The following is a 12,004-nucleotide window of genomic DNA, read 5'->3' on the forward strand; positions in this document are numbered from 1 at the left end:
GGCCATCGGGCGATGGTCCCGCGCCTGCGCCGCAGCGGGTCCTCAGCGCGTACGCATCGGCATCACGTGCACCAGCGCGCTGTCGAGCCGCACCGCGGTGCGCTGGTGCAGCACCAGGCGCTGGCGCTGCGGGCCCGCCAGCGTCAGCAGCAGCGGCACGCCGCCGAGCACGTCGAGCTGCAGCGTCGCGAGCGTGACCTCGCCGAGGTGGCGTGCGTCGCCGACGACGGCGTCGAACTCTCCGGCTTCGTGCGCCTCGCGGTCGAGCACCGTGATGCCGTCGCTCGGGATCACCCAGGCCACGGTCTGGCCGACGGGGATCTTGCCTTTGTCGCGCACGCGCAGCCTCGGGCCGGGCGCGCCGTCGGCGTCGGTCCAGCGCAGCCAGCCCCAGCCGGCGGTGCCGCTCGGCCCCTCCCACGTGCCGCGGAAGCGGTTCTGGATGCCCACGAGGTCGGCGACGCGCGCATTGCGCGGCGCGTGGTGGATCTCGTACGGCGTGCCCTGCTGCAGCACGCGGCCGGCGTCCATCACGACGAGCCGGTCGGCGAGCAGCCGCGCCTCCTGCAGGTCGTGCGTGACGAGCAGGATCGGGATCGCGAGATCGCGCCGCAGGTCGGCGAGCAGCCGGTACAGCCCGCGGCGGCTCATCTGGTCGACGGCCGAGAACGGCTCGTCGAGCAGCAGCAGCCGCGGCTCGCGCGCCAGCGCGCGCGCGACCGCGACGCGCTGCTGCTGCCCGCCCGACAGTCCGGCCGGCCGGCGCTGCTGCTGTTCGGCGGTCAGCTGCACGTGGTCGAGCCAGTGGCGCGCGCGCTCGCGGCGCTCGCTGCGCGGCAGGTGCAGCAGCGACAGCGCGACGTTGTCGAGCGCCGACAGGTGCGGCATCAGCGCGTAGTTCTGGAACACGAGGCCGACGTGGCGGCGCTGTGGGGGCACGAAGACGCCGGCCGCGGTGTCGCACCAGACCTCGCCGGCGACCGCGACGCGCCCGCTCTGCGGCCGCATCAGCCCGGCGAGCACGCGCATCATCGACGTTTTGCCGGCCCCCGACGGGCCGACGAGCGCGAGCAGCTCACCCGCGTCGCAGCGGAACGCGCCGGCCAGCGGCATCGGCGCCGTCTGCTCGACGCGCACGTCGAGCGCCGCAGGCGATGCGGCGCTGGCGAGCTGCGCAGCCGACATCGTCATCGCCGCACCGCGATCCTGGCCGTCGCGAAGAACGACGCCGCCACCGCCGTGAGCGACAGCACGAGCAGCAGCAGCGCCATGCGGTCGGCGCTTTGCAGGTCGAAGGCCTGCACGCGGTCGTAGATCGAGATCGCGATCGTCTTCGTCTCGCCGGGGATGCTGCCGCCGACCATCAGCACGACGCCGAACTCGCCGAGCGTGTGCACGAAGGTCAGCACCATCGCCGACAGGATGCCCGGCCACGCCAGCGGCAGCTCGACGCGCGCCAGCGTCTGCCAGAAGCCGAGGCCGCTGACCGCGGCCGCCTCGCCGAGGTGGCGCGGGATCGCCTCGAACGCGCGCTGCACCGGCTGCACGATGAACGGCACGTTGAACACGACGGACGCGATCACGAGGCCGAGGAAGTTGAACGTCAGCCGGATGCCGAAGGTCTCGGCCATCCAGCGCCCGATCGGCGACGCGCCGCCGAGCGAGACGAGCAGGTAGTAGCCGAGGACGGTCGGCGGCAGCACGAGCGGCAGCACGACGGCCGCCTCGATCCAGGCCTTGCCGCGCCACGTCGTCACCGCGAGCCAGCGCCCGAGCGCAATGCCGATCGGCAGCAGCACCGCGAGCGTGACCGCGGCCAGCTCGAGCGACAGGACGAGGGCCTGCCAGTCCATCGGGGTGCCGGCCGCCGCGTCAGTCCCTGGGCATCTCGAAGCCGTAGCGCTTCATGACCTCCTGCGCCGGCGGCGTCGACAGGTAGTCGTAGAACGCGCGCAAGGCCGGCGGGGCGTCTTTCATCAGGACCATGCGCTGCTTCAGCGGCTGGTGCCAGTCGGCAGGGATCAGCGCGAAGTCACCGAGCGCCTTGACGCTCGGCGCGAGTGCGAGCGACAGCGCGATGATGCCGCCCTGCGTCGAGCCCGAGGTCGCGAACTGCGCGGTCTGCGAGATGTTCTCGCCGTAGACCAGCTTCGGCTGGATCGCCTCCCACAGCCCGACGCGCTGCAGCGCCTCGCGCGCGCGCATGCCGTACGGCGCGTGGTCGGGGTTGGCGATCGCGAACTTCTGCAGCCGGCCGCCCTTCAGCGCCGCGGCGAGGTCCTTCAGCTCGCCGTCGGCCTTCAGCGGCGAGCCCGCCGGTACCTTGATGCCGATGCGCCCGACGGCGTACAGGCGGCCGCGGTCGAGCGTCTTGCCCGCGTCGTGCAGCTTGAACACGAAGTCCTCGTCGGCCGACATGAACATCTGGAACGGCGCGCCCTGCAGGATCTGCGCATAGAAGCTGCCCGACGAGCCGAACACGAGGCGCAGCCTGTGGCCGGTTTCCTTCTCGAAGCGGGCGGCGACTTCCTCGATCGCGAACTTCAGGTCGGACGCGGCGGCCAGCGTCGGCGCCGGCTGGGGCTGTGCCGTGACGCCCGGCGCGGCGAGCAGCGCGGCACAGGCGGCCAGCAGCGCGAGGGCGTGACGGCGAACGGTCGGCATCGGCGGATCTCCGGCAGCGGCTGGGGCGCGATATCCATATGTAGCGATATCGTGAACGGAGTATATCGAGTCATGAGCGCCGGGGCCCACTGCCACCGCGGGGGCGAAACACGCTCGGCATCCACCAGAGATAAACGAGCATCCCGAGCAGTTCGACGAGCGACTGCACGACGATCACCATCGCCGTCATCTCCCAGCCGGCCGGCAGTGCGAGCGCGAGCGGCAGCACGACGAACGAGTTGCGCGTGCCGAGGCCGAACGCCAGCGTGCGGCCCTGGTCGGCCGGCAGCCGCAGCGCGCGCGCCAGCGCGAGCGCGATCGCTGCCGCGACGACGAGGTAGGCCACGAACAGCGGCACGACGCCGAGCAGCTGCGGCAGCGCCGTGCCCAAGGCGCCCACCTGCGCGCCGGCGATCAGCAGCACCACCAGCGCGAGCAGCGGCACCGGCAGCCACGCGGCGCGCTCGCGCCAGACCTCGCGCGCGGCACGCGCCTCGACCCAGCGCTCGGTCAGTGCCGCCGCAGCCAGCGGGACGCCCACGATCGCCAGCGCCGGCGCGAGCACGGCCGGCGAGAACGCCGCCAGCAGCCCGTGGTCGGTGCCAGGGCCCGACATCAGCCACAGGTACGCGGGCAGCAGCAGCACCTGCAGCAGCAGGTTCAGCGGTGTGACCGTGACGGCGCGCGGCACGTTGCCGCCGCCGAGCGCGCTGAAGGTGACGAACCAGTCGGTGCACGGCACGAGCAGCACGAGCAGCACGCCCAGTCGCAGCGGGGCGTCGTCGGGCAGCGTGTGCAGCAGCGCCCACACGGCGAGCGGCACGAGGACGAAGTTGCCGACGACGACCGCGGCGACGAAGCGGCGGTCGCGCCACGCGTCGCGCAGGTGCAGCAGCGGCACCTGCACGAAGGTCACGTACAGCAGCAGCGCGAGCGCCGGCCATAGCAGCGTCTCGAAGGCGGGCGCCAACGCTGGCAGCGCGCTGCCCAGTGCGAGGCCAGCCGCGATTGCGGCGAGGTAGATCCAAACCTGCTGGCGTTCGACGGTCAGGCGCGTCATCGTCGGCGGCACGTCGGCGGCAAAGGGGCGGACGGCGAGGTGGAAGGCAAACGGGGAAGGCGCCGCATGAGCGATCATCGGGGCGGCGGCGCCGCGCAGTGTGCCGCCTTGGCCTTGCCCCCGCAACTTCGTCGCCCACCGATGTCTTCCAATGATCCTGCCGCGCCCGCCCCGCGGCGCTGGCTCAACCGCACGGTGGCCGGCGCCGGGCTGACGAGCGCGCTCGGCGACCTGTGCTACGAGACGACGACTGTCGTGCTGCCGGGCTTCCTCGCCGTGCTCGGCGTTCCGGCGGCCGCGCTCGGCCTGATCGAGGGCATCGCCGACGCCGTCGCGGCGTTCACGAAGATGGCCGCCGGCTACGTCGCCGACCGCTTCGGCCACCGCAAGCGCCTGGTGCTTCTGGGCTACGCGCTGACGCCGCTCGGGCAGGCGCTGATCGCGCTGGCCGCCGGCTGGCCGCTGCTGCTGCTCGGGCGTGTCGTCGCGTGGTTCGGCAAGGGGCTGCGTGGGCCGCTGCGCGACGCCATCGTGCTGCAGGCCGTCAGCGCCGACACGCGCGGGCGCGCGTTCGGCTTCCACCGCGCGATGGACACGCTCGGCGCGGTCGTCGGGCCGCTGCTCGGCGTCGCGCTGCTCGGCTGGGCGCAGGGTTGGGGCGCGTTCGGCGACGACGCGAGCGGGCCGTTTCGCGTCGTGCTGTGGTTGAGCGTGATCCCCGGCGTCGCCGCGGTGCTCGCGTTCGCGTGGCTGGTGCGCGATGCGCAGCGCTCGCCGAACCCGGCGCTGCGCTTCGTCGGTGCGCTGCGTGCGCTGCCGGCGCGCTTCAGGCGCTACCTCGGCGCGGTCGGGCTGTTCGGCTGCGGCGACTTCTCGCACACGCTGCTGATCCTGGCCGCGACGCAGCTGCTGACGCCGTCGCTGGGCGTCGTGCAGGCGGCGCAGGTGGCCGGGCTGCTGTACGTGCTGCGCAACGTCGTGCAGGTCGCGGCGTCGGTGCCGGTCGGCGCGCTGGCCGACCGCTTCGGCACGCCGCCGGTGCTGCTCGCCGGCTACGCGCTGGGCACGCTGACCGCGGCGCTGACCGCGCTCGCGTTCTGGACCGGGGCCAGCCACGTCGCGCTGCTCGCGGGCGTGTTCGTCGTCGCCGGCCTGTACACCGCGGTGCAGGAGGCGCTCGAGTCGCCGATGACGGCCGGGCTGGTCGGCGGCGAGACGCTCGACCTCGCCGTCGGCGCACTCGGCACCGTCAACGGGCTGGCGAAGTTCGCGTCGAGCGCGCTGGTCGGCGTCGTTTGGAGTGCGCTGTCGCCGTCGCTCGCGTTCGGCGTGGCGGCTCTGCTGATGGCCGGCGGCACGCTGGCGCTGGGACGCGTGGCGCCGCGCTGAACGCGAGGGACAATGCCGCCGTGACGAAGGGGACGCGAACGGACGCGACGCCGACGCAGCGGCTCGAGGCGCAGGCGCGCTTTCGCGTGCAGATCAAGCACGCGGTCGCGATCGGCCCCGGCAAGGCCGACGTGCTGCAGGGCATTGCCGAGACCGGCTCGCTCGCCGAGGCCGGCCGCCGGCTGGGCATGAGCTACCAGCGCGTGTGGTCGCTGGTCGAGGCGATGAACCGCGACTTCGTCGCGCCGCTGGTCGACAAGCAGCGCGGCGGCAGCGCCGGCGGCGGTGCGAAGCTGACGCCCACAGGCGAGCAGGTGCTCGCGCTGTACCGTGCGATCGAGGCCGACGCGCAGCGCGCCGTGCAGCGGCGGCTGCCGCAGCTGGCGGCGCTGGTGCGCGCCGGCGCCGGCGGCGACGACGGGCGCTGACGCGCGCCGGCCGCCGAGGCGCGGCTATCGCGGCGATCGACCCGGCGCGAGTGCGTGCGGCGTCGCCTTCGGGGACAATCGCCGCATGCTCCAGCAACGCACGATCAAGTCGCTCACGCGGGCCGTCGGCGTGGGCGTGCACAGCGGCCAGAAGGTCGAGCTGACGTTGCGCCCGGCAGCTCCCGGCGCCGGCTTCACGTTCCGCCGCGTCGACCTGCCGCAGCCGGTGGACATCCGCGTCGACGCGCAGGCCGTGTGCGACACGCGCATGGCCTCGACGATCAGCGCCGGCGGCGATCCCGGCGCGCCGAAGGTGCAGACGATCGAGCACCTGATGTCCGCGTGCGCCGGGCTGGGCATCGACAACCTGACGATCGACATCGCCGGCGACGAGGTGCCGATCCTCGACGGCTCGGCGGCGAGCTTCGTGTTCCTGCTGCAAAGCGCCGGCATCGAGCTGCAGAACGCGCCCAAGCGCTTCATCCAGGTGCTCAAGCCCGTCGAGATCCGCGAAGGCGAGGGTGCGACGCTGAAGTGGGCGCGCCTCGAGCCGTACCACGGCTACAAGCTCAGCTTCGCGATCGAGTTCAACCACCCGGCCGTCGACGCGACCGGCCAGCAGGTCACGTTCGACTTCGGCAGCGGCGACTACCGGCGCGACATCGCGCGCGCGCGCACCTTCGGCTTCACGAAGGACGTCGAGACGATGCGCGCGCGCGGCCTCGGGCTCGGCGGCAGCATGGACAACGTGATCGTCGTCGACGACTACCGCGTGCTCAACGCCGACGGGCTGCGCTACGGCGACGAATTCGCCAAGCACAAGATCCTCGACGCGATCGGCGACCTGCGCATCGGCGGCAACCTGCTCGCGGCCTACAGCGCCTACCGCAGCGGCCACGCGCTGAACAACCGGCTGCTGCGCGCGCTGCTGGCCGACGCGAGCGCGTACCGCATCGTCACGTTCGACGACGAGCGGCGCGCCCCGGCCGGCTTCGCGCAGCTCGCGCCGGCCTGGTGAGGCGAGGGTGCCGGGCATCCTGCTGTTTCGCCTCGTCTTCGGCCTGCTGCTGGTCGCCGGGCTGCTCAGCTTCGCGATGTACGTGGCCACCGGCGACGTGCGCTGGCGCCGCCGCGGCATCGTGATCGTCAAGTGGACCGTGATCGCCGGGCTGGGCTTCTTCGCCGTGATCGTGCTCGAGCGGCTCACGCCATTGCTATAGCCGCGCGCCGGCTGCCGGCTCAGTAGCTGCGCCCGCTGCGGTACTGCGCGCGCGTGAGCCTGTGGCGCGTCGCGCTGCGGTCGATCGCCGCGAACGTGCGCGCCGCGTGCGCGTGCGTCACCGCCAGCCCGAGCGCGTCGGCGGCATCGCGCCCGGGCAGTGCGGGCAGCGCGAGCAGGCGCTGCACCATCGCCTGCACCTGCTCCTTGCGCGCCTGGCCGTGGCCGACGACGGCCTTCTTCATCTGCAGCGCGGTGTACTCGCTGACCGCGAGCCCCGACGACACCAGCGCGGCCAGCGCGGCGCCGCGCGCCTGACCGAGCAGCAGCGTGCTCTGCGGGTTGACGTTGACGAACACGATCTCGACCGACGCGCAGGTCGGCTGCCAGCGCGCGACGACTTCGCGCAGGCCGTCGACGATCAGCTTCAGCCGCGCCGGCAGGTCGCCGGGGTCGGCCTCGGCGGTGCTGACGGTGCCGCTGGCCACGTAGTGCAGCCGAGGGCCGTCGACGTCGATCAGGCCGAAGCCGGTGGTGCGCAGACCGGGGTCCACGCCGAGGATGCGCATCGTCACGTCTGGAAGTACCACCGCACCGAATGGAAGAACACCGGCGCCGCGAAGCACAGCGCGGCGACGCGGTCGAGCAGGCCGACGGCGCCGGTCACCGACGCGGCCGAGCCCCAGTGTCGCACCCCGGCGTCGCGCTTGAGCGCCTCCATCACCAGCTGCCCCAGCGTGCCGCTGCCGGCGGCCACCGCCGCGATCGCGAACGCCGGCCCGGCGCCGAACGGCGTGATCCACGCCAGGGCCGCGCCGACCAGCGCGCCGGCGGCGATGCCGGCGCCCCACGCGCGCAGCGAGAACGAGCGGCTGATCTCGCGCACCATCGGGCGGCGGTGGCGCCAGCGGCTGGCCGCTTGCTGCACCAGCTGCGCCGCGCCGACCGTGAGCACGAGGAAGAACAGCAGGAACGCACCGCCGCCGACGTTGCCGGGCAGGTCGAGCAGCAGCAGCGCCGGCGCGTGGCTGAGCCCGTAGACGGTCACCATCAGCCCCCACTGCAGCTTCGCGTTGCGCTCGAGGAAGCGCTGCGGATCGCCCGACAGCGCGCTGACCACGGGCAGCGCGAGGAACACGTACACCGGCACGAACACGGTGAACAGGTCGAAGCGCCGCTGCGCGACGATCACGTACTGCAGCGGCAGCACGACGAAGAACGCGAGGATCAGGCTGCGGTGGTCGGCGCGGCGCGTGTGCATCAGCGTGACGAACTCGCGCAGCGCGAGGAACGAGACCGCGCCGAACAGCAGCGTCGCACCGACCGCGCCGGCGATCCACGCGGCCCAGAACACCGCGGCACCGGCCCACACGGCGGCCAGTTCGCCACCGGCACGGCGCAGCCGCGCGCGCGCCAACGCACCGTGCTCGCGCAGGCTCAAGACGGCCAGCGCCGCGCTGGCCGCGAGCAGCGTGCCGAACAGCGCGACGAACAGCAGCGCGACGCGCTGGTCGACGTCGAGGGCGCGCAGGCTGTCCATCATGCCGGCCCCCGCGGGCGCAGCGCGATCACGGCCTCGCGCGCGCGCTCGAGGAACGCGCGCTTGTCCTCGCCCGGCTCGAGCCGGATCGGCGCACCGAACGTCACGCTGCACAGCACCGGCACCGGCACCACCTCGCCCTTGGGCATCACGCGCTGCACGTTGTCGATCCACGCCGGCACGAGCTGCACGTCGGGGAAGCGCTCGGCCAGGTGGTACAGCCCGCTCTTGAACGGCTGCGGCAACTCCTGGTGGCCGCGCGTGCCCTCGGGGAAGATGACGAGCGAGTCGCCGTGCTCGAGCGCCGCGACGAGCGGCTCGAGCGGGTCCTGGTCGTCGCTGCGCTGGCGCGTGACGTAGACGGCGTTGAACACCTCGCGCGTGAGCCAGTGGCGAAAGCGCCCCCGCGTCCAGTAGTCGCGCGCGGCGATCGGGCGCGTGCGCGCGCGCAGCTCGCGCGGCAGCGCGGCCCAGATCAGCACCCAGTCGAGGTGGCTCTGGTGGTTGGCGAAGTAGATGCGCTGCAGCGCCTGCGGCGGGCAGCCTTTCCAGTGGCCCTGCGCGCCCGTCACGAGGCGCGCGACGAACGCGATCAGCAGCCCCATCAGCTTGGCGGCGGGCGACATGCGCGCATGCTAGCCGCCGCCGATGACGCCACCGTGCGGCGCGCCGGCACGGCGGCGCCCCCGCCGCCTGCGGCTCGCAGGGCGACCGGGGCTCAGCCCTTCATGCGCTGCACCGCGGCGATCCAGCGCTCGAACGCCGCCATCTGGTCGCCGACGAACTTGCGCGTCGTCTCGTCGGTGCAGCGGCCCTCGGCGTCGAACTTGGTCGCCGCCATGCCGATGAAGACCTCGGGCTTGGCGAGCACCATCGCATCGAGGTACAGCAGCACCTTGCGCAGGTCGTACTGCACACGCGCGCCGCCCAGCGGTCCGGCCGAGGCGCTCAGCAGCGCCAGCGGCTTGCGTGCGAACGGCTGGTTGTCGACGCGGCTGATCCAGTCGAGCACATTCTTGAACACGCCGGGCACCGAGAAGTTGTACTCGGGCGTCGCGATCAGCACCGCGTCGGCGCGGCGGATACGCTCGGTCAGCGCCGCCACGGCCGGCGGCACGCCCTGCGCGAGCAGGTCGCCGTCGAACGGCGGCACGTCGCGCCACTCGACGATGTCGAGCTTCATCGTCGCGGGCATCAGCTCGCCGGCCAGACGCAGCGCGTGGCGGTTCAACGAGGCCTTGCGCAGGCTGCCGCACAGGCCGACGATGTCCAGAGTGCTCATGGGTGTGTGCTCGGTGGTTGAGAAGAGGTTGCGGGGTGACGATTCTCGTCGCGGCGCCGTGTCGGTGTGTCAGTGGGGCCGTCGCGCGTCGCGGATCACGACGGCGTAGTCGTCGCCGCCTTCGCCGGCTGCGGCGGCGCGATCGAGTGCAGCGGCGGCGACGTCGGTCACCGGCGTGGCCACGCCGAGCGCGGCGGCGGCGGCGCGGATCAGCGACACGTCCTTGCGCATCTGCTCGACGGTGAAGGTCGGCGTGTAGTCGTGTGCACGCAGCGCCGGCGCCTTGGCCTTGACGATCGGCGACGCGACGGCGCTGGCCTCGACGACGTCCCACAGCCGCTGCCACTCGAGCCCGCCGCGCTCGCCGAGCGCGAGCGCCTCGGCGAGCATCGTGCTGGTGCCGACGATCATCAGGTTGACCGCGAGCTTGGCCACGCGCGCCTGCTCGGCCTCGCCGAGCCAGAAGCGCTGCGGGCCCCAGCACGCGAAGAGGGGCTCGCAGGCGTCGTACGCGGCGCGGTCGCCGGAGACGAACACCGTCAGCGCCGCGCGCTCGGCCATCACGTTGTTGCCCGACACCGGCGCGCGCAGGCACGCGACGCCGCGCGCTGCGGCCTGCGCGGCGGCGTCGCGCGAGGCCTCGGGCGAGACGGTGCTGGTGTCGATCCACACCGCGCCGGCCGCCGCGTGCGCGCCGACCTGCGCCGCGACCGCGCGCAGCGCCGCGTCGTCGGGCAGCGAGCTGACGACGACCGGCGCCCGTGCGAGCGCCGGCTCGAGCCGCTCGACGACGGCCAGCCCGCGCTGCGCGGCGAGCGCACGCCGCTCGGGCGACGGGTCGAACGCGATGACGCGGTGGCCGGCAGCGTGCAGGTGGGTCGCCATCGGCAGGCCCATCTTGCCGACGCCGACGAACAGCACCTCGCGCACCCTCTGGTTCATCGGGGTCCCTCCGGGGGTCAGTGCAGCCCGAGCGCGCCGACGATCTTGCGCCCCGACGCGTTCAGGCGCTCGACGAGCGGCGCTGGACGGCGTGACCGCCTCGCCGGCGCACGGCGCGCCACGTGGGCATCGGCTTGCGGCCGCCGATGAACGGGTGGCCCGCGGCCGGCACGCTTCGTTCACACTAGCGGTATGAACGCCCTGTGTCCCTCGAGCTTGCCGCGGCGCGTGGTCGCCGCCGTCCTCGGCCTGTTGCCGCTGGCCGCCGTCGCCGCCGAGCCGGCGGCACCCGCGCAGGCCGCGCCTGCGGCCACCGCGTCGGCCGACGAGGCCGCCGCTGCGTGCGAGCGCGCAGTGCGGCAGGCGCTGCCGCAGGCCGCGCGTGCCGCCGACGTCGCGTTCAACGCGGCGCCGATCGTCGATGCGACGGCCTCCGGCGACGACGTCGTCGTGCTGCGCGGCGCCGGACGCTGGCGCGCGCCCGACGGCACGCGCAGCTTCAGCTACCGCTGCAACGTCGACCCGCGCCAGCCCGACGCGGTGGGCGTCGTGATGCGCGACACCACGCCGGCGCGCGCTGCCGCCGCCGCGACGCCGCGCGAGACCGACCCCGACCTGTCGCACCTGTCGCCCGAGGCCTGCGAGTCGAGCGTGGCCGCGGCGCTCAAGCGGCGCTGGCCTGGCGTCACGCAGGTCAGCTTCGACGGCCGCACGCGCCGGCTGCGGCAGACCGCCGCCGACCGCCTCGAGCTGCGCGGGCAGGGCCGCGCGGTGCCCGCCACCGGGATGCCGACGACGATCTTCCAGTTCGAGTGCGAGATCGACCCGCGCGACGGGCGCGTGAGCGCGGCACGCGTGTCGGGCTGAGCGGCCGCACGCGCGCGCACGTCCGGCGACGGCCGCCAAGGACTGCGAGCCTGTGAAGATTTGGGCAAACCCTGTCAGCGGTTGGCTGGCGACACCGTTGTCGGGGCATGAGTACTCGATGCGAGGCGGCCGACGTGAGTGGTGGTGGTGTACTGTTCGACGATCTGCCGGTGCCAACGGCCGCCGCGACTACGGCAGCGGGTGCCCCGGCGGGCCGAGCGCGGGTGATCATGCCCAACCGCAGCCAGGTCGAGCTGCGCCCGATGGACCTCGAGTCGCTGCTGAGCGAGGGCCACCGCGCCCGGCTGGTGTGGGCGTGGGTCGAGCGGCAAGACCTGAGCGCGCTGTACGCCGCGATCAAGGTGCGCGAGGGCGGCGTGGGGCGCAGCGCCATTGCGCCGCAGATCCTGCTGGCGCTGTGGCTATACGCCACGCTCGAGGGCGTGGGCAGCGCGCGCGAGCTGTCGCGCCTGGTGCTCGAACACGATGCGTACCGCTGGATCAGTGGCGGCGTGCAGGTCAATCACCACAGCCTTTCGGACTTCCGGGTGGCGCACGGCGCGGCGCTGGACGAGATGCTCAGCGCCAGCGTGGCCGCGCTGATGAGCGCTGG

15 protein-coding genes are annotated in these 12,004 nt (G+C 73.5%); 6 read left to right on the plus strand and 9 right to left on the minus strand.

Annotated features, from left to right (window positions below):
• Window positions 1-42 precede the first annotated feature (42 nt).
• From DRV96_RS09940 to DRV96_RS09955, 4 genes are all read right to left on the minus strand, one after another.
• Window positions 43-1,191: an ABC transporter ATP-binding protein gene (locus tag DRV96_RS09940; RefSeq protein WP_235823362.1), complete on the minus strand. Its 1,149-nt coding sequence runs from the start codon at window positions 1,189-1,191 to the stop codon at window positions 43-45.
• Entirely contained in the window at window positions 1,188-1,853 is a 666-nt protein-coding gene (modB, locus tag DRV96_RS09945; RefSeq protein ID WP_119290479.1) for a molybdate ABC transporter permease subunit, read from the minus strand. The genes DRV96_RS09940 and modB overlap by 4 nt, the downstream gene beginning before the upstream one ends.
• A gap of 19 nt (window positions 1,854-1,872) precedes the next feature.
• Window positions 1,873-2,664 (minus strand): molybdate ABC transporter substrate-binding protein, encoded by a 792-nt coding sequence (gene modA / locus DRV96_RS09950; RefSeq protein WP_119290481.1) that lies wholly within the window; start codon window positions 2,662-2,664, stop codon window positions 1,873-1,875.
• A 70-nt stretch (window positions 2,665-2,734) separates the two neighbouring features.
• Window positions 2,735-3,724, minus strand: coding sequence for an arsenic resistance protein (locus DRV96_RS09955; protein WP_119290520.1), 990 nt, complete (start codon window positions 3,722-3,724; stop codon window positions 2,735-2,737).
• Window positions 3,725-3,865: 141 nt separating this feature from the next.
• Between DRV96_RS09955 and DRV96_RS09960 the strand changes: the two genes are divergently transcribed.
• From DRV96_RS09960 to DRV96_RS09975, 4 genes are all read left to right on the plus strand, one after another.
• Complete coding sequence (locus DRV96_RS09960) at window positions 3,866-5,113, plus strand: MFS transporter (RefSeq protein WP_119290483.1); 1,248 nt, start codon at window positions 3,866-3,868, stop codon at window positions 5,111-5,113.
• A 20-nt stretch (window positions 5,114-5,133) separates the two neighbouring features.
• Complete coding sequence (locus DRV96_RS09965; protein ID WP_119290485.1) at window positions 5,134-5,541, plus strand: winged helix-turn-helix domain-containing protein; 408 nt, start codon at window positions 5,134-5,136, stop codon at window positions 5,539-5,541.
• Between the two features lie 85 nt (window positions 5,542-5,626).
• On the plus strand, window positions 5,627-6,559 hold the full coding sequence (gene lpxC / locus DRV96_RS09970; RefSeq protein ID WP_119290487.1) for a UDP-3-O-acyl-N-acetylglucosamine deacetylase: 933 nt from the start codon (window positions 5,627-5,629) through the stop codon (window positions 6,557-6,559).
• A 7-nt stretch (window positions 6,560-6,566) separates the two neighbouring features.
• On the plus strand, window positions 6,567-6,761 hold the full coding sequence (locus DRV96_RS09975) for a hypothetical protein (protein WP_419187044.1): 195 nt from the start codon (window positions 6,567-6,569) through the stop codon (window positions 6,759-6,761).
• Window positions 6,762-6,780: 19 nt separating this feature from the next.
• Here the strand turns inward: DRV96_RS09975 and ruvC are convergent, their stop codons facing one another.
• The 5 genes from ruvC to DRV96_RS10000 form a co-directional block, all read right to left on the minus strand.
• Entirely contained in the window at window positions 6,781-7,329 is a 549-nt protein-coding gene (ruvC, locus tag DRV96_RS09980; RefSeq protein WP_119290490.1) for a crossover junction endodeoxyribonuclease RuvC, read from the minus strand.
• Between the two features lie 2 nt (window positions 7,330-7,331).
• Entirely contained in the window at window positions 7,332-8,300 is a 969-nt protein-coding gene (locus DRV96_RS09985; RefSeq protein ID WP_419187046.1) for a phosphatidate cytidylyltransferase, read from the minus strand.
• A complete protein-coding gene (locus DRV96_RS09990; protein WP_119290494.1) occupies window positions 8,300-8,926 on the minus strand; it encodes a lysophospholipid acyltransferase family protein in 627 nt (208 codons plus the stop codon). The genes DRV96_RS09985 and DRV96_RS09990 overlap by 1 nt, the downstream gene beginning before the upstream one ends.
• Before the next feature lie 92 nt (window positions 8,927-9,018).
• Window positions 9,019-9,582: an NADPH-dependent FMN reductase gene (locus tag DRV96_RS09995; protein WP_235823363.1), complete on the minus strand. Its 564-nt coding sequence runs from the start codon at window positions 9,580-9,582 to the stop codon at window positions 9,019-9,021.
• A gap of 69 nt (window positions 9,583-9,651) precedes the next feature.
• Window positions 9,652-10,524: an NAD(P)-dependent oxidoreductase gene (locus DRV96_RS10000; RefSeq protein ID WP_119290496.1), complete on the minus strand. Its 873-nt coding sequence runs from the start codon at window positions 10,522-10,524 to the stop codon at window positions 9,652-9,654.
• Window positions 10,525-10,752: 228 nt separating this feature from the next.
• Between DRV96_RS10000 and DRV96_RS10005 the strand changes: the two genes are divergently transcribed.
• Window positions 10,753-11,391, plus strand: a complete 639-nt coding sequence (locus DRV96_RS10005) for a hypothetical protein (protein WP_119290498.1) — start codon at window positions 10,753-10,755, stop codon at window positions 11,389-11,391.
• Window positions 11,392-11,498: 107 nt separating this feature from the next.
• Window positions 11,499-12,004, plus strand: a 506-nt coding sequence (locus DRV96_RS10010) for a transposase (RefSeq protein ID WP_419187045.1), incomplete at its 3' end; no start/stop codon positions are given.

The sequence above is a fragment of the Azohydromonas sediminis genome (assembly GCF_003574675.1).
In the GTDB taxonomy this organism is placed as follows: Bacteria; Pseudomonadota; Gammaproteobacteria; order Burkholderiales; family Burkholderiaceae_C; genus Calidifontimicrobium; species Calidifontimicrobium sediminis.